Raw genomic sequence first — 22,438 nt, forward strand, 5'->3', positions numbered from 1 at the left:
GAAAATACAGGACGAGGGCAGACTTGACGAATGGTGTGATGACAACCTGCAATGGCTGCACTATACCTTCGGCAAGGGAAATACAGTTTCGGCAGTCCTACACATGGATGAGCACACACCGCACATTCATGCCACGGTCGTACCGATAGTAACAGGAGAACGCAGGAAAGCCAAGAAAAAGCAGACGGAAGGTAAACGCTCCTACCGCAAGAAAGCCAATACCGTGCGTTTGTGTGCCGATGACCTCCTGACCCGTGAAAGGCTTGTCGTTTACCACGACAGCTACGCCGCAGCGATGGCGAAGTACGGATTGCAGCGTGGCATACGGGGTTCGGAAGCACGACACACCACTACCGCCCAATACTACCGTGACCTGAAACGGCAGACGGGAGAGCTTGAAGCCAACGTGCGGCAGTTACAGACCGAACAGCAACAGGCGGAACAGCGACTTGATGAAGTGCGAAAGGAAATCAAGTCGGAGAAGTTGGAAGCTGCCAAGACCGAGGCGAAAGCGGCACTTGTGGCAAAGGTCGGTTCTCTTTTGGGCAGCGGAAAGCTGAAAGCAGAAAGGGAAGAATTACAGCAACGAATATTCACCCTTGAAAGTCAGAACGAAGAATTGATACAGCATATCAAGACTATGGAACTTGAACATAGAGACGAACGTACCAAGTTCAACGAGTATATGGACAAGATACAGCGATACTTTCCTTACGTGGATAAGTTATTGCCGTTGATTGACTTCTGCCGAAACACCTTGAGATTCTCTGAAAGAGTAATCCAAGAGCTGTGTAAGTTGAAGAAGGTAAGGTTGAAAGGAGATTTCTATTCTCCTGAGTTCAACCGAAAGTTCCGTGACGAAAATGCAGCATTCTCGTTTGAAGAGGACAAAAGCAGAAAAGGACACTATCACATATGCGTAAATGATATACCACTTGTGCAATGGTTCAGGCAGAAAGCAAATGAATGGAGAAACTGTTTGGGGATTGCACCTACAAAGCAGGATAAGGGGCTGAAAATATAGGATGAACTCAGAAATCCATTCCGAAAGCAAATAAAAGTATTAGAAGATAGGGGATTATCACAAAAATCCTCTATCTTTGTATTCGGATGGAGCTAACTCTGTCTAAGACATGTTAATAAAAAGAAGCGTTATGCTTATCTTGTACTTGAAAACGTAGGAAATTTTCAAATTAGATGCAAGGATAGCATAGTGGTTCTCACGCTATAGCGTGGGCTGCTATTGTTACATCTGCATCTATGGTTTCCTACGACCTTCAAGTAAGAGTGTGGCATACAGTTCACGCTTTGTGTTGATTTATTAAATTAAAAAATATTGTATGAGAAAGAAATTTTATTATTACACTATTATTATAGTGTCAATGCTTGTAACAACGACAAAATTATATGCGCAAATATCTCCACGAAACGTGGAAGAATTAATGTCTTACTTTGCGAATAATACACAGAATCTTGACCCAATAGAGGGAGTATATGATGTAAATATTGAGCAATGGGGAGAAAATGCATTCAGAAAATTTCCTTCAGAAACGACAAATATAACAATGGTAATATATAAAGATAGAACTGGTATTTTTAGGGTCTTTAAAAATGAGCAAGTTACAATTAAAAAGATTGGAAGCACTCCTATATACAATTATAATATATTTTGGTCTGGTAGTAATATAACAGATTCCAAACGTTTTGTTTTACACGAAAATACATTGTTTGATGTAAATTATTCCATTCCTGATAGACAACTACGCTATGATTTAGGAAAAAATTATCAAGCTGGATTTAAAGTAAATTATAAATGTTCTTTTATTAAAACTTATCCAACACCTGAAATGTATGCAAATAGTCAAAAACAAGATAAGTCACAGGAATCGTTTAACCAATGGTCTGGAACTGGATTTGCCCTTAAAGATGGTTATATTGTGACCAATTATCATGTAATTGAAGGAGCAAATTCGATAACAATACAAGGTGTAAATGGAAATTTTAACATACAATACAATACTTCAATCGTAGGTACTGATAAAATTAATGATTTAGCACTTTTGAAAGTAACTGATCCAACGTTTAAGGGTTTCGGAATAATTCCATATTCAATTTCATCTGCTATATCAGAGGTCGGTGAGGAAATCTTTGTTTTAGGGTATCCGCTAACTTCAACCATGGGAGATGAGATTAAGTTAACCACAGGTGTTATTAGCTCCAAGACAGGTTTTCAAGGAGATATTGCATTATATCAAATATCTGCACCTATTCAACCTGGTAATAGTGGTGGTCCTTTATTTGACAAGAATGGCAATGTAATAGGAATTGTCAGTGCTAAACATAAAGATGCTGAAAACGTTGGCTATGCAGTTAAAACATTATATCTACAAAATTTGATTGAGAGTTCTCTATCATCCGCAATTATACCAATGACTAATAGCATCTCAGAAAAGACTTTACCAGATAAAGTCAAAAAACTTAAGACATTTGTTTATATGATAAAATGCTCAAAATGACATGACATATCCCTGTTTTTCAGTTTTTTATTCTTGGCAATCTTATATAGGAGGTTATGCTAACCGAGGATATATAAGAGATAAAATTAATTCTGCATTTGCAAAAATGAAGGTCGAAATAAAGCTTCTTGAGGACTCAAGAGGTTCTATCGGAACACCTGATATTCCAGATGCAATTTTAACAAAAATAGCAAAATCTGATATTTTTATTTGTGATGTAACTCCAGTATATATCCTTGAAATAGGAAATAACCGATATCGTGCTCTTCCTAATCCAAATGTTATGTTTGAATTAGGATTTGCCGTGCGTTCACTTGGTTGGGAAAGAATAATATGTGTATGTAATGAAGCATACGGCAATATTGAATCTTTACCTTTTGATATTTCTACACATAGAATAGTAAAGTACCGTAAAAAAGATGGTGAAAAGAAATCTGTTTTGTCATTACATCTTACCGATTTATTATATGATATTGTATCTAATTACGATAATATAATAATTAAAGAGAACGGTTATGACTATAAAAAACATGACATTGAGATTTTCAATAAAATGATGTCTTTTGCTTCTGAAGAAGAGTTTATCAATGGTATCACAGATTTCCGTTCTTCTGGAAGATTCTTTCGATGGTATGAAAAGTGCTGGGATTATATACAATACTTTCAAGACTATCCTCAAAATAAATTTATTAATTCTCATCTCAATGAAAGCTTTTCTAAATTGGCAAAAGCTTTAGATGATTTAAAAACATTGACATGCCGGATTTGTATTGCCTATAATACCAAGTGTTGGGAGTATGAAGAACCAGAAAAAGTATATTCTCAAGAGCAGTTAAAAGACATTTTAATGACACAAGAATATCGTAAACGAGAAATACCATATCCTGATGATGATAACGACGAGAATATTCGCGAATACTATAACAAAATAGACAATGACGAAACTGATGTTATCAAATATTCGAATAATGTGTTAGGTGCTTATATGGCATTCAGAGAGGACGTGAAGCGAGAGCTAATAATCTAAATTATCAATTGTGATTATGAATAAAGTTCCGATTTCAAGATTATCTCGTATTATATTCGTATATTTGCATTGTTAAGAGTTTCCCGAACAAGCAAAGCGATGCAGACTGCGGCAATTAGGACGGTTGCCAACTCATTACCTCAAAACGAGGCAATTCTTCTAACTCTCTTGATTTCAAAGAGGTATATTCCTTATACAGATTTACGGAAATTTTTTTGCAGATCAAACATACACAAACCGAGAAACTTGCGTTATAGATAGAAAAAACATATACCTTAATTAATATGAGTTACACTAAACATTTCTATCTACCTCTTCTCCTGACGTGGCTAACTTGCGCCTGTGGAGAGTATCAGCTTGAAGAAGAGACGGGTGAAACCATCGAAAACGTCCCCCACACCGTACAAGTGGTCACCCGAAGCGACAACAACGCCCCTATTCATTACCCCCTCACTGTTTACCTGTTTAATGAAGAAGGTAAATGCATCCAGCAAGACATCATCGCCGATAAATCCGCATCATATAGCAAAAGCATTGCAGAAGGGAAATACACCATTATTCTGCTATCCGGCATCACGGAAGACGAATACTTCATGCCACTCGACATCACTCCCGAAAGTTACATCAGCATCAAGGAATCTAATTTTGCCAAAGCTCCCATCCAGATAGCACAAGCCCAAATAAACCTGACAAAATCAACAACAGTACAAATGACCCTGTCATACGCTGTAGCTTCTGTCAGTTTTGTTATCAATGACGTACCCGAAGAAGCCACCAACGTCAGTATAGACATATCTCCAGTCAGTTCAGGCATCGCCTTCAATAATGCATACAAAAACGACCAGCAATCATGTACCATACCTTGCGCAAAAGAAGGTAACCAATGGATGAGCGAAACCGTTTATATCCTTCCTCATGAAAGCTCGTCTACCCACCTGTCTGTACAGATAGACCAACCTGAAGGAAATAAAACCTACGGCTACACTTACCAATCAGCACTGCTAGCCGGATATCCATACCAGTTTACCGGCAATTATAAAGACGGAATCACGCTGAACGGAGAATTTCAAGCCGAAGGCTGGCACCCATTGGTAGGCGTAGAGTTCGGCATAAGCGAAACCATCCCCGATAATCCCGATGATACAGAAGAAAATCCTGGCACAATTACAGGAAATGCAGATACTTATTATGTATCAACATTACCCGAAGAAGAAGAAAGTATTTGGGAAAATTTCTTTGTATGGAAAATAACCGAAATTTCCGACACTGAATGCGAAGCCTTTCTTATTGCCCCTGAACAATGGGAAACACAGGCAGACAAAGGAGAAGAAATCCTGGCGGATTACGAAATAAGCGGTATCGATGGCTGGCGGGTATTCACTAAGGAAGAAGCCAAAAACTTTATCGCTCAATATAGAGACCTCGATTTAAACCAATTGCTGCAAGATAACGGGCTGGCACCCTTCTATGGCAATGAAGATGATGAAGACCGATACCTATGTAATGATTGCCAGTCAAGTTTTGCTTTCTGGAGTTCAAGCATATCAAAAGTCGGCTCCAAACGTACCTATTACCTCCGTCCCGTAAAAACTGTACACCTGACAGTCAGGTAACAAGTCAAAATAACAAGACAAGATATCAGTTGAAATGTTTTTAAACAGCAGGCAACTGATATCTTGTCTACTCATTTACCGGCATATTTCCGCAATTCTTCTGCCACCAGTTCCAGTTCAGCATACCAGTCTTCACCGAACCGGCGGATAAGAGGTTCTTTCAAGAACTGATAAACCGCCACGTCTTTCTTTTCGCCCAACACTACAGCAGCCTTGCAAATATCCCAACGATGATAATTTAATGCCGTGTAAGGTCCGCACTTGCCAAGGCGGACCGGATAGAGGTGACACGATATCGGTTTGTAAAAAGCGCAACGTCCTTCACGAAAAGCTTTTTCTATAGCACAATAGCAATATCCCTTCTCATCGTGACAAGTGAATACACAATCTTTCCCGTTCACGATAGAAGTCACCAAGTCACCTTCCTGATCAGTATATACCACTCCTTGCCTGTCGATTATCTCCCGCGCCTCGGGTGACAAGTCTTCCCATACCACCGGCAACACTTCTTCCAGTTTCTCCACTTCCTCCAATTCTACCGGAGCTCCAGCATCGCCCTCAATACAGCATACACCTTTGCAGGCATCTAAGTCACAAAAAAACTTCCCGGTAAAGATGTCAGATGAAACTACGACATCTCCAACTTCAATCATCATATCTTTTGGTGATTTATAAACAAAGTTCCTTTTTAAATAAGAAGGTATCAATTGATACGACAACAAGGCTTCAAGAATTCTAACTCCTCAAAAGCTTTGCCATCTTATCAACTGATACCCTTGTCAATTGTCTTTCTCAGATTATTTAATCAAATCTTTTCCTGTCATGTCTGCAGGTTGTGGCATCCCCATGATATGTAAAATAGACGGAGCCACATCTGCCAGTACACCATTTGCCACCTGAGCATCCTTGTTTGCCGTCACATATACAAACGGAACCGGATTCAGCGAATGGGCTGTGTTCGGTGTACCGTCTTCGTTCAAGGCATGGTCGGCATTACCATGGTCGGCAATGATGATAACCTCGTAATCATTTGCCTTAGCAGCTTCCACTGTATCGCGTACACAGTTATCAATAGCCACTACAGCCTTCTCGATAGCTTCGTAAACTCCCGTATGTCCTACCATATCACCGTTGGCATAGTTCACTACGATAAAATCGTATTGCTGTGTATTAATTGCTTCCACCAGCTTGTCTTTCACCTCGTAAGCGCTCATTTCCGGTTTCAGGTCGTAAGTAGCCACCTTCGGTGACGGAACCAAGATACGGTCTTCCCCATCAAACGGAGCCTCGCGTCCACCATTAAAGAAGAAAGTAACATGCGCATATTTTTCAGTCTCAGCTATGTGGAGCTGCTTTTTACCATTCTTCGACAGATATTCACCCAGCGTATCTGCCACGTTTTCTTTCGGGAAGATGATATGAACCCCTTTGAACGAAGCATCATACGGCGTCATGCAGTAATACTGCAAACCTGGAATAGTTTTCATGCCTTCTTCCGGCATATCCTGCTGGGTCAATACTACGGTCAACTCTTTCGCGCGGTCGTTACGGTAATTGAAGAATATCACCACATCCCCCTCTTTGATGGTACCATCGAAATTGGCATTGTTAATCGGTTTGATGAATTCGTCAGTCACACCTTCGTCATACGATTCCTGCATTGCCTGCACCATATCCGTAGCCTGCTTACCTTTGCCTTCTACCAGCAAATCGTAGGCTTCCTTCACACGGTTCCAACGTTTATCACGGTCCATAGCATAAAAACGTCCTACGATAGAAGCAATTTTACCAGCCGACTGGGCACAATGTGCAGTCAGTTGTTCGATAAATCCTTTACCGCTCTTGGGGTCGGTATCACGGCCATCCATGAAGCAATGGATGAACGTATTTTCCAAACCATATTCTTTGGCGATATCACACAATTTAAAGAGATGCTCCAGCGAAGAATGTACCCCGCCGTTCGAAGTCAATCCCATAAAATGGATATTCTTGCCCTGTTCTTTAGCATAAGAGAATGCAGACACGATTTCCGGATTCTTCAGAATGCTACCGTCGGCACATGCGCGGTTGATTTTCACCAGGTCCTGATACACAATACGACCCGCACCGATATTCAGATGACCTACTTCCGAGTTGCCCATCTGCCCATCTGGTAAACCCACGTTTTCACCACTTGCCTGAAGCTGGGAGTGTGGATACGTAGCCAACAGGCTGTCCCAATACGGAGTAGGGGTATTGAAAATCACATCGTCTTTCTTGTGGTCTCCACAACCCCAACCGTCCAAAATCATTAAAAGAGCTTTCTTAGCCATAATCTTATTTTGTTTAAAAGTTGATATATCCTGTTTTACAACACGCAAAATTACAAAATCTCTTCCTTATAACATACTTTTTTAAATGAAAAATCGTTTAGAAACACAAGGGCACGCCTAATGGGCACGCCTAATGTAATCCCGATAGCGGTCAGAATGGTAATCCGTATTCCCACAAATGTTTTTCAATATCGGATAATCTGCACAAATTAGATGCATTTACCCTGTCAATCGTCCATTATCCATTGTCATTGACAAAGTTTTCTTTACCTTTGCCGATAAAAATCGAAAGATATGTTTACAGTAATCGGACTTATGTTGGGAGGAATGTGTATCGGCTTTTTGCTACGCAGGCGGCAACTTACTGGAATACACCAGATTATCACGGTACTTATCTGGATCTTGTTGTTTTTATTGGGCATCGAAGTCGGGGAAAACCGGCAAATTATCGAGGGGGTTGCCACATTAGGCCTGGAAGCATTAGCTATCACCATAACTGCCGTTATCGGAAGCTGCCTGGCAGCCTGGGCGTTGTGGAAATCTGTATACAAACGAAAAAGAAGAGAGGCATGAAAGGAAGTTTGATTATTGTGGGCTTTTTCGCATTGGGATGTTTATGTGGATTATTCCATATCATCCCTGTTTCTTTGGCTAAGACTGACATTAGTTTTTACACGTTGTGTGCCCTGATGTTCAGTGTAGGACTAAGCATCGGCAATGATCCACAGACGCTGAATAATTTCCGTAGTCTGAATCCTCGTCTGGCATTTCTTCCCATAATGACCATCTTTGGCACTCTTTCTGCCACGGCACTGGTAAGCTTGCTGCTTCCACACCGCAGTGCAGCCGACTGCATGGCAGTAGGTGCCGGATTCGGTTATTACTCGCTGTCGAGTATCTTCATTACCGAATATAAAGGTCCGGAACTGGGCACCATCGCCCTCTTATCGAACATTTTGCGCGAAATTCTCACACTGCTGTGCGCACCACTACTGGTTCGCTGGTTTGGCAATCTGGCACCCATATCAGCCGGAGGAGCCACCACGGCAGACACCACCCTGCCTGTCATTACTCAATGTGCAGGACAGCAGTTTGCCGTAGTATCCATCTTCCATGGTTTTATAACAGATTTCAGCGTACCGTTTCTGGTGACTTTTTTCTGTTCGATTTAAAACATCTTCGCTACCCGCTCTATGCCTGCGACCAGCACATCGATTTCCTCCTTTGTATTATATAGCGCGAAAGATGCACGTACAGTACCTTCAATACCCAAACGATGCATCAAAGGTTCGGCACAATGATGTCCCGTACGAACAGCAATACCCAAACGATCGAGCAAGGTGCCCATATCAAAATGATGGATATTGCCAACCAAAAAGGATATAACTGAACTTTTCTGTGCAGCCTCGCCAAAGATACGCATCCCCCGCACCTCTTTCAGGCGCTGCATGGCATACTGCGTCAGTCCGTGTTCGTAAGCCTCTATCTGTTCCATCCCAATTGCTGATACATAGTCAAGAGCTTTTGCCAATGCCGTACTGCCAATATAATCGGGAGTACCCGCCTCGAACTTAAAAGGAAGCTCATTGAATGTGGTTTTTTCGAAACTTACGTTCTTAATCATTTCGCCTCCTCCCTGATAGGGCGGCAACTTATCCAGCCAAGCCTCTTTACCATAAAGCACGCCAATACCCGTAGGACCGTATACCTTATGCCCACTGAACACATAAAAATCGGCATCCAGTGCCTGTACATCTACCGGGATATGGGGAATACTTTGGGCTCCGTCTATCAACACAGGAACATTGTGAGCATGAGCTATCCGAACTAATTCACTGACCGGGTTAATAGTACCCAGTACATTCGACACATGAGCAACCGACACAATACGGGTACGCGGCGTGAAAAGTTTCTCATATTCAGCCAGCGACAGTTCGCCACGTTCATTCATCGGAATCACTTTCAAGACGATTCCCTTACGTGCTGCCTGTAATTGCCACGATACGATATTGCTGTGATGTTCCATTACCGAGACTATCACTTCGTCACCTTCTTTCATCTGGCTATCGGCAAAGGTGGAAGCCACTAAATTGATGCTCTCTGTCGTCCCCCGTGTAAAAACAATTTCAGAAATACTGCGCGCATTGATAAACTTACGTACCGTTTCGCGTGAAGCCTCGTGCAGGTTAGTTGCCTGCTGCGAAAGGAAATGCACTCCACGGTGTACATTGGCATTCACCGAATAGTATTCATCGGTTATCGACTCCACTACACACCGAGGCTTTTGCGTAGTAGCCCCATTGTCCAGATAGACCAGCGGTTTGCCGTACACCGTTCGTGAAAGTATCGGAAAGTCTTCTCTGATTTTTGTTATGTCGTACATATTCAGATTTTGAGTTTTTAAGAGCCTGTTTTAAATGTTCCAATAAAGCAAGAAACTGTTTTGAATTTCTCCAAAAAGTTTTCTAGCCTTGATGCGTTCGTTCGCGTGTGCTGATTGGAAATGAGTTTTTAAGTTCTTTAATTCTCAAATCTTTTAACCACATCAACTTAAGAACTTATAAACCTAAAAACTCAAAAACTCATTTACATATCGCACATCCCTGGCACTTGTTCAGTTCGCCACGGAAACGCTTTTCTACCAGACGGTGCAGACGGTCTTTCAATGCCTCCATCCGGATACAGTCGATAACTTCACCCACAAAGGCAAACATCAGCAATAGACGGGCTTCCTTCAGGGGGATGCCACGCTGTTGCATGTAAAACAATGCATTCTCGTCAAGCTGACCTACCGTAGCACCGTGCGAGCACTTCACATCATCGGCATAAATTTCCAGCTGAGGCTGCGTGTACATCCGTGCTTCACGGGTAGCACATAAATTTCGGTTGGTCTGTTGCGAAGACGTATGCTGAGCACCTGGACGAACCAATACTTTTCCGGCAAAAGCACCTGTCGCCTGGTCATCGAGCACATACTTAAAAAGCTCGTTGCTTGTACAACCAGGCACTTTATGGTCGATAAAAGTATTGTTATCTACCTGTTCGTTCTTGTCGGCTATTGCCATACCACAAAGGTTCACCTCGGCTCTCTCTCCCGATAGTGTCACACGGGTAGTATTCCGGGTAGTTCCATTATGCAACGTAATGCCATTCAGCAAGACATTACTTCCTGCCTGCTGATCGACAAACAACTGATTGAAACGCACCGTACTGTTGTGAGTTTCTTCCAACTCATAAAGGTCGAATACAGCATTCTCCCCCACAAAAACTTCCGTCACTTGCGTGGAAAGGAAGTTCACATTATCCATTGCATGGTCGCATACCAGCAGCTTCGCCTGCGCATCTTTTTCTACGATAACCAATAAACGGCGGTTCACCATAAAATCAACATCGGCACGCAGGATATTTACCAACTGGACAGGCCGTTCCATCACCACGCCACTCGGGACATACATCAGCACACCGTCTTGTGCAAACATCGTGTTGAACGCGGTCAACCCGTCTTGCGATGTATCGGCAAGCTTTCCATAATACGACTTTATCAGGTCCGGATAGAGTCTGGCCATCTCCTTCAAGCTACCGAACAATACTCCTTCGGGCAATTGAGCCGAAGGATGCACATGCTTATCAAACGTGTCATTGACTACGAAATAAAGCGAAGTACTCATATTCGGCACATCACACTTGAACACTTCATACGGGTTGACAGGAAATTCCAACCTGTTCAGATTCAACCCGAAGTCGGGAGCAAAATACTTCCCCACCTCCGTATATTTATAATCCTCCTCTTTACGCGTAGGAAAGCCCAAGCGTTCGAAATCGGCAAAAGCCTTGGCACGCGGGGCATTCATCGCCTCAGCACTGTTACGGCAGAGAAGTGCCTCATACTGCGTAAAAAGGTCGATATACTGTTGTTCCGCTTTCATACACTTACTCTCCCAATTCTTTCTTGATCCAGTCGTATCCTTTTTCTTCCAGTTCCAGTGCCAATTCAGGTCCAGCCGTTTTCACTATGCGTCCTTTATAAAGCACATGTACTATATCTGGCTTGATATAATCCAGCAAACGTTGGTAATGGGTAATGACAATGCAACTGGTTTCCGGTGTCTTCAATTTGTTCACACCTTCTGCCACAATGCGCAATGCATCGATATCCAGCCCCGAATCTGTTTCATCCAAAATGCTCAGCTTCGGTTCCAACATAGCCATCTGGAAGATTTCGTTCCGCTTCTTCTCACCACCCGAAAAGCCTTCGTTCACCGAACGGTTTGCCAACTTGCTGTCCAATTCCACTACCTCGCGCTTCTGGCGCATCAGTTTCAGGAATTCACTTGCCGTCAGTGCAGGAAGCCCCTTATACTTCCGTTGCTCGTTTACTGCCGTGCGCATAAAGTTCACCATGCTCACTCCCGGAATCTCTACTGGATACTGGAACGATAAGAACAATCCTTCATGGCTCCGGTCTTCCGGACTCATAGCCAAAAGGTCTTTCCCGTCGAAAGTGACCGAACCGCGAGTCACCTCGTATGCCGGATGTCCTACTAATACATTACTCAGCGTACTCTTTCCCGAACCGTTCGGTCCCATAATGGCATGCACTTCGCCAGTCTTCACACTCAGGTTGATTCCTTTTAATATCTCTTTGCCGTTAATCGAGGCATGTAAATCTTTTATTTCTAACATAAACTTTTATAAATTAAGAATGAAGAATGAAGAATGAAGAATCAACAGATTCCTCATCCCCCATCCCTCATTGCATATTTAATTCATCATTCTTCATTCTTAATTCTTCATTATCCTACGCTTCCCTCCAACGAAACCGAAAGCAGCTTTTGCGCTTCCACGGCAAACTCCATCGGGAGCTTGTTCAACACTTCTTTAGCATATCCGTTCACAATCAAACCGACTGCGTCTTCGGTAGAAATACCACGTTGGTTACAATAAAAAAGCTGATCTTCTGATATTTTCGAAGTAGTAGCTTCGTGTTCTACCACTGCCGTCTCGTTATGGATATCCATGTAGGGAAATGTATGTGCACCACACTCGCTACCCAACAAGAGTGAATCGCACTGGCTATAGTTGCGCGCACCATCCGCCCGTTCAGCCACACGCACCAGTCCACGATAAGAGTTCTGACTTCGTCCGGCACTGATGCCCTTGCTGACGATGGTAGAACGAGTGTTACGTCCCAGATGAATCATTTTCGTTCCCGTATCTGCCTGCTGGTAATTGTTCGTAACCGCCACTGAATAAAATTCGGCAGTCGAGTTGTCACCGCTCAGAATACAGCTGGGATATTTCCAAGTAATGGCAGAACCGGTTTCTACCTGCGTCCATGATAACTTACTGCCTTCACCTTTACAAATGCCCCGCTTGGTAACAAAGTTATATACCCCTCCCTTACCCTCGGCATCACCGGGATACCAGTTCTGCACTGTAGAGTATTTCACTTCAGCACGGTCAAGCACCACAATTTCCACAATAGCTGCATGAAGCTGATTCTCGTCACGCATCGGAGCCGTACATCCTTCCAAATACGACACATAACTGTCATCATCTGCCACAATAAGTGTCCGTTCGAACTGTCCGGTACCAGCAGCATTAATACGGAAATAAGTAGAAAGTTCCATCGGACACCGGACACCTTTAGGAATATAAACAAACGAACCGTCACTAAACACTGCCGAATTGAGAGCTGCAAAGAAATTGTCACGATACCCTACTACCGAACCTAAGTATTTCTTTACCAAGTCAGGATGTTCGCGTACCGCTTCACTGATAGAGCAAAAGATAATGCCTTTCTCCATCAATGTTTCCTTAAAGGTAGTCTTTACCGACACCGAATCCATCACCGCATCTACCGCCATACCACTTAATGCAAGCTGTTCTTCCAACGGAATCCCCAGCTTATTGAATGTTTTCAACAGTTCGGGGTCTACATCATCAAGACTCTTCGGACCCTCTTTCTTACGTGTAGGGTCGGCATAATACGATATAGCCTGGTAGTCGATATCAGGAATCGTAAGATGTGCCCAGGTGGGCATATCCATTGTCAGCCAGTGGCGGTAAGCTTTCAGGCGGAAATTGAGCAACCATTCAGGCTCGTTCTTTTTTGCCGAGATAAGCCTTACCACATTTTCGTCCAGCCCACGATCGATAATATCGGTATGAATGTCCGTAGTGAAGCCATATTTATACTTCTCACGGGTCAGTTCTTTTACATATTTATTGGGTTCTAACTGCATAGTTCAGTCGGTTAAATGATTAGTCATATCTTTCATTGCCGGGTAGAAATAGCCCGACACATCCTTCACCGGAATATAGAACAACGATTGTTCCTTTGTGGTTCGGCCGATTAAATAATCTTCACCATCGGCAAATGCAAGGATACGAAGCACAATACTTAGCAGCAATACAAATTTCAAGCCTCCCAACCCTGCTCCCAGACACCGGTTTACGAATCCCAACCGAAGCCCTTCGGCAAGCCGGGTGAGCAACGAGCCAAGTATCAGAAAACACAAAGGCACCCCTACACCGATAAGCACGAAAGCCAAGCCACGTGCCAGTGCCACCGAGGTACCTAACGCTTCGCCTAGCCGGTCACCTACGGCCACAAACAGAGCACGCGCCAGCAACAAGCCAGCCAAAAGCCCTACGATGGAAGCCAATTGACGGATGGCACCTTTCCAAAAACCTACCGCCGCCCCCATTGCCACTATTGCCGTTATTAACCAATCCAGCGAAGACACTTCCTAATTAATAATTAATTAATACTTAACAATGAATAACTAACAGTGAACTATGAATAACGGTGAGACAAACATAGTTCCGTTATTCATAGTCCACTGTTAGTTATTCATTGATTACAACGTTTGTTTTACTTCCACTTCTTCGTAGGTTTCTATCACATCACCCACCTTGATATCGTTGCAGTTCGTAAGACTGATACCACACTCGAAGTTGGTACCCACCTCCTTCACATCATCCTTAAAGCGTTTCAAGGCATTGATGTTTCCTGTATAAATCACGATACCGTCACGGATCAGACGTGCCTTGTCGGTACGTTTCACTTTGCCGGTCTTTACCATTGCACCGGCTACCATACCCACTTTGCTGATATTGAATACCTCACGTACTTCGATAGTGGCAGTAACCTGTTCTTTCACCGTAGGAGCAAGCATACCTTCCATTGCAGCCTTCACCTCTTCGATAGCATCGTAGATGATGGAATATTTGCGGATATCTACACCTTCCTGCTCGGCAAGCTTTGCCGCACTGCCCGAAGGACGCACCTGGAATCCCACGATAATGGCGTTCGAAGCTGCAGCAAGCGATACATCCGACTCCGAAATCTGTCCTACGCCCTTATGAATGACATTTACCTGTATCTGTGGAGTAGAAAGTTTGATAAGTGAATCGCTCAATGCCTCTACCGAACCGTCCACGTCACCTTTCACAATGATGTTCAGTTCATGGAAATCACCTAATGCCAGACGGCGCCCTACCTCATCCAGTGTCAGCATCTTCTGGGTACGCAATCCCTGTTCGCGTTGCAACTGTTCACGCTTATTGGCAATCTCACGTGCTTCCTGTTCACTATCAAATACATGGAATGTATCACCCGCTGCCGGAGCACCATTCAATCCCAAAATCAATACAGGCTCCGACGGACCGGCCTCTTTCATGCGTTGGCCACGCTCGTTGAACATAGCCTTCACCTTGCCATAATATTTTCCAGCCAGCACGATATCACCTACGTGAAGCGTACCGTTCGATACCAGTACCGTAGCTACATAACCACGTCCTTTATCCAGCGAAGATTCAATGATAGAGCCTGTAGCTTTACGGTTCGGGTTCGCTTTCAAGTCAAGCATCTCGGCTTCCAGCAATACCTTTTCCAAAAGTTCTTTCACACCCGTACCTTTCTTGGCCGAAATATCCTGCGACTGGTACTTGCCTCCCCATTCTTCTATCAGGAAGTTCATCTGCGCCAGCTCTTCCTTTATCTTATCAGGGTTGGCATTGGGCTTGTCTATCTTGTTGATGGCAAACACAATGGGCACGCCTGCCGCCATCGCATGATTGATGGCTTCCTTGGTCTGCGGCATCACGTTATCATCTGCTGCAACAATGACAATCACCACATCTGTTACTTTTGCACCGCGGGCACGCATAGCCGTAAATGCTTCGTGTCCCGGAGTATCCAGAAAAGTAATGTGGCGCCCGTCCTCCAGCTTCACGTTATAAGCACCAATGTGCTGTGTGATACCTCCAGCCTCACCAGCTATCACATTCGCTTTACGGATATAGTCGAGCAACGAAGTTTTTCCGTGGTCTACGTGACCCATTACCGTTACAATCGGTGCCCGAGGCTGTAGGTCTTCTTCTGCATCAGCTTCTTCCTCAACCGCCTGTGCCACTTCTGCACTTACATATTCTGTCTTAAAGCCAAATTCTTCCGCCACCAGATTTATGGTTTCTGCATCCAGACGCTGGTTGATAGATACCATGATACCCACGCTCATACACGTAGAAATGACTTGTGTTACCGGCACGTTCATCATGTTCGCCAGTTCATTAGCTGTCACAAACTCGGTCAGCTTCAACACTTTGCTTTCCTCTTCCTGCTGTTCTTCCTGCTCCAGCTGGCGGTTCTGTATGATTTCACGTTTTTCTTTCCGGTACTTGGCAGCCTTATTCTTTCCCTTGCTGGTCAGGCGTGCCAAGGTTTCTTTCACCTGTTTTGCTACATCCTCGTCACTCACTTCAGGTTTTGCTACGGCTTTCTTAAAACGGTCTTTGGCATGCTTGCCGCCCCCTTGGGCATTCTTTCCCGATTTTCCACTACTTTCTCCACCCCGCGAAACCTGACTTGCAGCTGTATTGATGTCCACACGTTCTTTTCCTATACGGTTACGTTTCTTCTTACTGTTTGCCGTGTTATCACCATCTCCTGCTTTTTCAGTTTTTTCATCGGTTTTCCGTATTTCCTTAATAATGGCATCTTTCATCTGCCGGCGTTGCTCTTGCCGCTGGCGGTCTTTTTCCTCCCGTTCCTTACGTTTTTCTTCTTTTGTTTTTTTCTTCGGGCGAGTCGACTGATTCAGCGTAGCAAGATCAATCTGTCCCACTACATTGATTTTCGACTTGAACTCGGTAGGACGTATCTTGAATATCCCGTCTTCTGTCTTACCCTGCACATTCTGTGCCTCTATTGTTTCTTTCTTTTCTTCCATCGGCTCCGGTTTCTGTTCCTCAGCTTTTTCTTGTTCTGGTTGTTCCGGCTTTTCATCCGGCTGTGCTGCCGGTCGGGGAGCCGTCCCCGTTTCCGTTACTTCAGGCTCCGCCTGCGGTTGTACAGGTTTCACTTCCGTATCTGCCTGCTGTTCTTTTCCTGAAGCAGAAGAAACCTTTGCATCCTTTTCTTTTGCGCTTGCCTGTCCGCCTGCAGACTTCTTTCCAGTACGCAGACTGTCCAAATCAATCTTTCCTACGGGCTTGAAGCGTGGACGGCTTTCCTCTGGCACTTCTATTTCTATCATTTCAGGCTGTGCCTTTCCCCCGTGCAGGTCTTCTATCGAAACAGAAGCCTTACTACGCTCTTTATTCTGGCGTTCCTGAAATATTTTTTCCGACTCTATCTTCAAATCCTTGTCTTTGCTGAATTCTTTTACGAGTGCAGCATATTGTTCATCGGTTATTTTCGCATTCGGATTCGCTTCCACAGCATATCCCTTCCGTTGCAAGAAGTCGACCGCTGTAGCTATCCCCACATTCAAATCTCTTGTTACTTTATTCAGTCTTATCATCATTCCCTTTACAATTTACCATTTACAATTTACCATTCGGGCATTCACCGTTTGCAGTCTACCATTTCGGGACCATTTACAGATGTACAATTCTGCGCACTGTAATAAAGACAAATTGTAAATTGTAAATGGTAAATGGCAAACGTTACTGGTTGCCTTCAAACTCTGCCTTCAGTATTCTCAAGACATCGTCTACCGTATTCTCTTCCAAGTCGGCTTTCTCAATCAACATCTCACGCGGAGCGTTCAGCACACCCTTGGCTGTATCGATGCCAATGCCTTTAATAGCATTTATCACCCATTCGTCTATCTCATCCTTGAATTCGTCAAGATAGATATCCTCATCTACTGTACCTTCTTCCACCTCGCGGTATACGTCTATCGTGTATTCGGTCAGCATACTTGCCAGCTTGATGTTCATACCTCCCTTACCGATAGCCAGTGATACTTCTTCCGGTTTCAGGTACACTTCTGCCTTCTTCTCTTCTTCGTGCATCACGATGCTCGACACCTTGGCAGGGCTCAGTGCACGCTGGATAAACAGCTGCAAGTTGGCCGTGTAATTGATAACATCAATGTTCTCGCCCTGCAACTCACGCACTATACCGTGAATACGCGAACCTTTTACTCCCACACACGCACCTACCGGATCGATACGATCATCGTATGACTCTACTGCAATCTTTGCCCGTTCGCCGGGAATACGCGCTATACGCCGGATAGTAATCAACCCGTCTGCTATTTCAGGCACTTCCTGTTCGAACAACCGCTGCAGGAACATCGGCGAGGTACGGCTCAAAATGATTTTCGGGTTATTGTTCTTGTTGTCCACCCGTGCTACTACGGCACGTACCGTTTCACCTTTACGGTAAAAATCACCCGGTATCTGTTCGGTACGCGGCAGCAACAATTCGTTCCCTTCATCGTCCAACAGCAAGATTTCCTTCTTCCATATCTGGTATACCTCGGCAGCCATCACCGTACCTACACGGTCGATATACTTGTTATACAAGCTATCTTTCTCCAGCTCCAATATCTTCGAAGCGAGCGTTTGCCGCAGGTTCAGGATGGCACGCCGCCCAAACTTCTCGAAGATTACCTCATCGGTCACTTCCTCACCCACTTCATACGAAGCATCTATCTGCCGTGCTTCACTCAGTGCTATCTGTCGGTTAGGGTCGGTCAAGTCTTCATCTGCCACCACCTCACGGTTGCGCCATATCTCGAAATCCCCTTTATCGGGATTCACAATTACATCGTAATTCTCATCCGAACCGAACATCTTGGCTATCACGCTGCGGAACGACTCTTCCAGCACGCTTACCATCGTGGTGCGGTCTATGTTTTTCAACTCCTTAAATTCCGAAAACGTGTCAATCAAACTGACTGCAGGTTCTTTCTTCGCCATAACATCTATTTAAAGCTAATTAAGTATTTGGTGTATTTTATCTCATCGTATGCAAAAGCCTTGTCCTGTTCCTCCAGCCGCGGACGTTTCGCCCCTTCCGGCTTCACCTTCACTTTTATCGCAATCGTAAAACCAGCTTCGTCGGCTGCTTTCAGGATACCGGTCCATTTCTTGCCGGCAGCATCCATCACCTCTACCTCTTTACCGATATGCATCAAGTATTGTTTCAACACTTTAAAAGGCTGTCCGATACCTGCCGAACCGACCTCCAGTTCATAATCCTCTTCTTCCCGGTTCAGCCGCGACTCGATAAACCGGCTCAACTCTACACAATCGTCAATCCACACCCCTTCGGCATGGTCTATTTCTACTACGATTTTGTCATCTGGGCTTACAGAGACATCTACCAGAAAATAATCTTTCCCGTCCAGCCATTCTTCAACTATACGGGTCACTGCTTGTTTGTCTATCATGCAATATTAATAGTGAATAAAAAAAGGAGCCTTACCGCCCCTCCACCTTCTTTTTCATCTCGCCTGCAAAGATACAAATAATCTGACGCACTACAAAATATAAGAATAATTATTTCATTTTTAATTCAATTTAACACAGCTGGATTCCTGCCTTATCCCTTCTTGGCTTTCCGGTAAGCATAAGGCGACATGCCCATAATCTTGTTGAACAGACGCGAAAAGTAATAGGCATCATCTATGCCTACCTTGTAACAGATCTGATTGACCTTCATGTCAGTCGAGTCAAGCAAGAAACAGGCCTCCTGTATCTTCATCAAGTTGAAATACTCCAACACACTGTGTCCTGTCTTCCGTTTGAATAACATCGAGAAATGTGAAGCCGAATAACCACTTTGCGCCGTCAGCTCCTGAAGTGTAAGCCGTTTTTCCAGATTCTCTTTCATATAATGTATAGTCACATCAACAAGTCCTTCATCATCTGTCCGCCCACCATAAGCCGCACGGTATTGTTGGACATAACGCAACGAGCCTAAATAATGATGAAAAAGCGAAGATGCATAATACAGATTCTCGTTGCTATAGCCCGACTTCAGTGTAAGAAAAATCTCCTCAAACAAGTTGATGCGATTATTGATGCGCGAATGTTTCTCGGGCAAAATTTCCATAGGCTGCGCAGCATTTTTAGCATAACAAGAAGCCAAAGTTCCCTTGAAATGAATCCAATAAATCGTCCATGGATTACCCTCGTCTGCCCCATAGGCATGTGGCATTCCTGCCGGAAGTATAAAATACTGGTTTTCGTGCACCTCGTAAGTATATCCGTTAACACGGTACCAACCCGCTCCATCTATACACTAAATGAATACAAACTGATTGATAGGAGTTGTCCGTTCCCTAAAGTGATGACTTGCCTTCGGGTAATAACCGATATCAGTAATATGGAGGGCGGCGAGCAACGGGTCTTTTTCCATAAACTGGGTAATGAGCTGCGGAAGCACCAACGCCCTTTCACCGTCAAATCCGTCTTTCAATCGTATCATGGCAGAAATATCTAAAGTTGTTTTACGTGCCGAATATACAAAATTATTTTGTAATTCCTATCTTACAATCTCTTGCAATATCACCATCAAAAACATAAGGGCTTTAGATGTTATTTCGGTTCGGCGATCAGATAATAACATTCTTCATGAAAGTCATCACCCTCGAAATGAAGAAGCGCTACACGTGTAGTATCATTGTCGTAAGTTTCCACGATGCTGGCATCTTCGGGCAATGTCTTGAAACTGGCGGTTGTCTCGGATGTTTTTTCCAAATATTTTGTCAGCAGCCAACGCAGCCCGTCTTCCTGCCTTTGAAGATTTTCGGCATCAGTAAGATGGGATGCGGCCGCTACCCTGATTTCCACGAAAGGGGTATTGTTGCGCTGTTGGGTGTTGGTCAACAGAAACTCATAACGGGTATCAAGTACACAATAAATGGTGTGAGTCTGTGGGTTGGCAACCGCAATACTTCCTCTTTCCCAATCTATACCGAGAAAATCCCTTTCACGCATAATCTGTTCAATTGTATATTCATACTTCACCTCGCCATCCTTGTATCCTTTAAGCGATATCAGGAAATCGCTTTTCTCGAAAAAATACGAGCTCCATTGCGATGTGTAGCTTTCAGACGTTCCACTATCACCTTTTTCCCGTTGAAGAATAGGATAGGTGTCAGGCATGACCGGAGACGACATCACAATCGAATCATAGTATTGCAGGAACTCCGGATTGCCAAAGGGAGTGTATTCATCCCGATGGTCGAGTATTCTGAATGTCAACAAGTCGAAGGGTGCCGCCAGCGGTGTATCTAAATACATAAACGGAGTCAGTTGCACCATTTTAAGCTTGAACTTTGCTTCTTCGGGCCATTCTTCGGGCGTGACAGGTGTGTCCGGTTGTGTATCGCTTAGTATTTCAATCAGCCGATAAGTGCAATTCATCCCGTCCTGCGGTGGATTGGCGAGAGTGGTTTTGCGCACTTTCAATTCGTAGGCATGTCCTTGCACGTATTCAAAGCCTTCGATGCTGCCCATGACAAGACGCTGCCATTCCGTATCAGACGGCTCCTTTACAAGCATGTATTCCATTGGAACATTACTTCCCCATACGGACTCCCAAACCGTTGTTTCGGATACCTGCATGATGATATCCGCATAACTGTCTCCTGAAGTATCTTCATTGTCACAACCGCCCCATATAAAACTTAGGACCGTCAATAAAACGAAAGAAAGATTCTTGATTGTCACGACTTGTTTATTTAAAGGTTTTTGAAATCTGTTCACCCACACGTTTAAGAGCACCTTTGATGTCGGCATCGTGACTTATTCCTAACGTGGTATAAGCACCTCGGCAGGAAACTAAAGGGCGGTCGGTGTTGAAGTCGATGAAGTTGACCGTGATTACGGTTTCTTCTTGGCTTACAGCGACACCGAATGTCGCCAGCAATAACGCCGACTGCTCACTCTGTGTCAGTTCGTTAATGCGATATTGGTTTATCAATGTTAACCCCGACTGTTCGACAGCATCGTATAATTGTATCTGATATTGTACAAGTTCGGGGGGCATTCTGTACGTATCATCGTCTATAACCGCTACGTATTTATACTTAGATAAATTGACACCTTGTGAGACGACGGATTTAGATGTAGTACAGCTTGTCAGAATCATCAGTATACAGACACCGATGAATGTCGGGAGTTTTCTTAAAATGTTTTTCATCTTCATCGTTATAAAATTCTTGTTGACTTCCTAAGAATTTTCATTTGTATTACAGGAAACGTGAGCCAACTATGCCACGTCTTTACTTGGAGGTCGTAGGAAACCTTGTATACAGATGTAGTTATAGCAGCCCACGCTATAGCGTCAGAACCACCATGCCATCTGAATATGCAATTTGAAAATTTCCTATGTTTCCAAATACTTGATGCGCATAACGTTTCTTCTTTTTCTCGCATGTTTTGGGAAAGAGTTGGTTCTACCCGAATACAAAGATAGAAGATTTTTACGATAATCTCCTATTTTCAAAAGTTTTTTCCCTGAAACACGAAATTAGTTCCTGCTTTATGCGAGCCAATAGTCAAGAATGTACGATGAGCAAGGCGCATTGGTTTTATCAGTGCATATCTTTTAATAAAAGGTTGCTGCTATTATCTTCTTGCTTCACCCACCGTCAAGTTAGAAGTGCAACTCCGCCACCGCCTTCCTCCGTCCTTGGAGCGTAGCGGAAAGGGCGGAGGAAG

General features: G+C 43.8%; 18 protein-coding genes and 1 pseudogene. 6 read left to right on the forward strand and 13 right to left on the reverse strand.

Annotated elements, in window-relative coordinates; translation table 11 throughout:
- The 4 genes from mobV to H9625_RS14765 form a co-directional block, all read left to right on the forward strand.
- On the forward strand, positions 1-1,024 hold a 1,024-nt coding region (mobV, locus tag H9625_RS14750), incomplete at its 5' end, for a MobV family relaxase (protein ID WP_191765102.1).
- A 316-nt stretch (positions 1,025-1,340) separates the two neighbouring features.
- Positions 1,341-2,516, forward strand: coding sequence for a S1C family serine protease (locus H9625_RS14755; protein ID WP_191765104.1), 1,176 nt, complete (start codon positions 1,341-1,343; stop codon positions 2,514-2,516).
- A 1-nt stretch (position 2,517) separates the two neighbouring features.
- Positions 2,518-3,543: a TIR domain-containing protein gene (locus H9625_RS14760; RefSeq protein ID WP_191765106.1), complete on the forward strand. Its 1,026-nt coding sequence runs from the start codon at positions 2,518-2,520 to the stop codon at positions 3,541-3,543.
- A 284-nt stretch (positions 3,544-3,827) separates the two neighbouring features.
- Positions 3,828-5,156, forward strand: a complete 1,329-nt coding sequence (locus H9625_RS14765; RefSeq protein WP_191765108.1) for a FimB/Mfa2 family fimbrial subunit — start codon at positions 3,828-3,830, stop codon at positions 5,154-5,156.
- A gap of 71 nt (positions 5,157-5,227) precedes the next feature.
- Here the strand turns inward: H9625_RS14765 and H9625_RS14770 are convergent, their stop codons facing one another.
- Together H9625_RS14770 and gpmI are read right to left on the reverse strand one after the other, a co-directional pair.
- Positions 5,228-5,809: a DUF3109 family protein gene (locus H9625_RS14770; RefSeq protein ID WP_087211037.1), complete on the reverse strand. Its 582-nt coding sequence runs from the start codon at positions 5,807-5,809 to the stop codon at positions 5,228-5,230.
- Positions 5,810-5,953: 144 nt separating this feature from the next.
- Positions 5,954-7,468: a 2,3-bisphosphoglycerate-independent phosphoglycerate mutase gene (gene gpmI, locus H9625_RS14775; protein WP_022039711.1), complete on the reverse strand. Its 1,515-nt coding sequence runs from the start codon at positions 7,466-7,468 to the stop codon at positions 5,954-5,956.
- A 294-nt stretch (positions 7,469-7,762) separates the two neighbouring features.
- On the opposite strand from gpmI, the gene H9625_RS14780 reads away from it, so the two are divergent.
- Both H9625_RS14780 and H9625_RS14785 read left to right on the forward strand, forming a co-directional pair.
- Entirely contained in the window at positions 7,763-8,041 is a 279-nt protein-coding gene (locus tag H9625_RS14780; RefSeq protein ID WP_087211011.1) for a LysO family transporter, read from the forward strand.
- Complete coding sequence (locus H9625_RS14785; protein ID WP_022039709.1) at positions 8,038-8,640, forward strand: lysine exporter LysO family protein; 603 nt, start codon at positions 8,038-8,040, stop codon at positions 8,638-8,640. The genes H9625_RS14780 and H9625_RS14785 overlap by 4 nt, the downstream gene beginning before the upstream one ends.
- On the opposite strand, the gene H9625_RS14790 is transcribed toward H9625_RS14785, so the two are convergent.
- The 11 genes and pseudogenes from H9625_RS14790 to H9625_RS14840 all read right to left on the reverse strand — a co-directional run bounded on the left by H9625_RS14790 (position 8,637) and on the right by H9625_RS14840 (position 21,764).
- A complete protein-coding gene (locus tag H9625_RS14790; RefSeq protein ID WP_087211014.1) occupies positions 8,637-9,851 on the reverse strand; it encodes an aminotransferase class V-fold PLP-dependent enzyme in 1,215 nt (404 codons plus the stop codon). The two genes, H9625_RS14785 and H9625_RS14790, sit on opposite strands and share 4 nt — an antisense overlap.
- A 199-nt stretch (positions 9,852-10,050) precedes the next feature.
- Positions 10,051-11,394 (reverse strand): Fe-S cluster assembly protein SufD, encoded by a 1,344-nt coding sequence (sufD, locus tag H9625_RS14795; protein ID WP_191765110.1) that lies wholly within the window; start codon positions 11,392-11,394, stop codon positions 10,051-10,053.
- A gap of 4 nt (positions 11,395-11,398) precedes the next feature.
- Positions 11,399-12,151, reverse strand: a complete 753-nt coding sequence (gene sufC / locus H9625_RS14800) for a Fe-S cluster assembly ATPase SufC (RefSeq protein ID WP_087211019.1) — start codon at positions 12,149-12,151, stop codon at positions 11,399-11,401.
- Between the two features lie 110 nt (positions 12,152-12,261).
- Positions 12,262-13,713, reverse strand: a complete 1,452-nt coding sequence (gene sufB / locus H9625_RS14805) for a Fe-S cluster assembly protein SufB (protein WP_087211022.1) — start codon at positions 13,711-13,713, stop codon at positions 12,262-12,264.
- A gap of 3 nt (positions 13,714-13,716) precedes the next feature.
- Positions 13,717-14,217: a CvpA family protein gene (locus H9625_RS14810; protein WP_087211026.1), complete on the reverse strand. Its 501-nt coding sequence runs from the start codon at positions 14,215-14,217 to the stop codon at positions 13,717-13,719.
- A 114-nt stretch (positions 14,218-14,331) separates the two neighbouring features.
- On the reverse strand, positions 14,332-17,280 hold the full coding sequence (gene infB / locus H9625_RS14815) for a translation initiation factor IF-2 (protein ID WP_022039703.1): 2,949 nt from the start codon (positions 17,278-17,280) through the stop codon (positions 14,332-14,334).
- A 142-nt stretch (positions 17,281-17,422) separates the two neighbouring features.
- Positions 17,423-18,685 (reverse strand): transcription termination factor NusA, encoded by a 1,263-nt coding sequence (gene nusA, locus H9625_RS14820; protein ID WP_087211028.1) that lies wholly within the window; start codon positions 18,683-18,685, stop codon positions 17,423-17,425.
- 5 nt (positions 18,686-18,690) lie between these two features.
- On the reverse strand, positions 18,691-19,158 hold the full coding sequence (gene rimP / locus H9625_RS14825; protein ID WP_022039701.1) for a ribosome assembly cofactor RimP: 468 nt from the start codon (positions 19,156-19,158) through the stop codon (positions 18,691-18,693).
- 152 nt (positions 19,159-19,310) lie between these two features.
- Positions 19,311-20,198, reverse strand: a pseudogene (locus tag H9625_RS14830) (helix-turn-helix domain-containing protein).
- Positions 20,199-20,308: 110 nt separating this feature from the next.
- Entirely contained in the window at positions 20,309-21,445 is a 1,137-nt protein-coding gene (locus H9625_RS14835) for a DUF4377 domain-containing protein (protein WP_191765112.1), read from the reverse strand.
- A gap of 7 nt (positions 21,446-21,452) precedes the next feature.
- Positions 21,453-21,764: a hypothetical protein gene (locus tag H9625_RS14840; RefSeq protein WP_225226457.1), complete on the reverse strand. Its 312-nt coding sequence runs from the start codon at positions 21,762-21,764 to the stop codon at positions 21,453-21,455.
- Positions 21,765-22,438 lie beyond the last annotated feature (674 nt).

The organism is Phocaeicola intestinalis (assembly GCF_014837065.1).
GTDB lineage: Bacteria > Bacteroidota > Bacteroidia > Bacteroidales > Bacteroidaceae > Phocaeicola > Phocaeicola intestinalis.

Coding starts and splice junctions, on each gene's coding strand:
- sufD (WP_191765110.1), bottom strand. CDS start 11,394: ATGAAAGCGGAACAACAGTATATCGACCTTTTTACGCAGTATGAGGCA.
- H9625_RS14760 (WP_191765106.1), top strand. CDS start 2,518: ATGACATATCCCTGTTTTTCAGTTTTTTATTCTTGGCAATCTTATATA.
- H9625_RS14770 (WP_087211037.1), bottom strand. CDS start 5,809: ATGATTGAAGTTGGAGATGTCGTAGTTTCATCTGACATCTTTACCGGG.
- H9625_RS14840 (WP_225226457.1), bottom strand. CDS start 21,764: ATGCCCCCCGAACTTGTACAATATCAGATACAATTATACGATGCTGTC.
- infB (WP_022039703.1), bottom strand. CDS start 17,280: ATGATGATAAGACTGAATAAAGTAACAAGAGATTTGAATGTGGGGATA.
- H9625_RS14755 (WP_191765104.1), top strand. CDS start 1,341: ATGAGAAAGAAATTTTATTATTACACTATTATTATAGTGTCAATGCTT.
- H9625_RS14765 (WP_191765108.1), top strand. CDS start 3,828: ATGAGTTACACTAAACATTTCTATCTACCTCTTCTCCTGACGTGGCTA.
- rimP (WP_022039701.1), bottom strand. CDS start 19,158: ATGATAGACAAACAAGCAGTGACCCGTATAGTTGAAGAATGGCTGGAC.
- gpmI (WP_022039711.1), bottom strand. CDS start 7,468: ATGGCTAAGAAAGCTCTTTTAATGATTTTGGACGGTTGGGGTTGTGGA.
- H9625_RS14790 (WP_087211014.1), bottom strand. CDS start 9,851: ATGTACGACATAACAAAAATCAGAGAAGACTTTCCGATACTTTCACGA.
- sufC (WP_087211019.1), bottom strand. CDS start 12,151: ATGTTAGAAATAAAAGATTTACATGCCTCGATTAACGGCAAAGAGATA.
- sufB (WP_087211022.1), bottom strand. CDS start 13,713: ATGCAGTTAGAACCCAATAAATATGTAAAAGAACTGACCCGTGAGAAG.
- H9625_RS14780 (WP_087211011.1), top strand. CDS start 7,763: ATGTTTACAGTAATCGGACTTATGTTGGGAGGAATGTGTATCGGCTTT.
- H9625_RS14785 (WP_022039709.1), top strand. CDS start 8,038: ATGAAAGGAAGTTTGATTATTGTGGGCTTTTTCGCATTGGGATGTTTA.
- nusA (WP_087211028.1), bottom strand. CDS start 18,685: ATGGCGAAGAAAGAACCTGCAGTCAGTTTGATTGACACGTTTTCGGAA.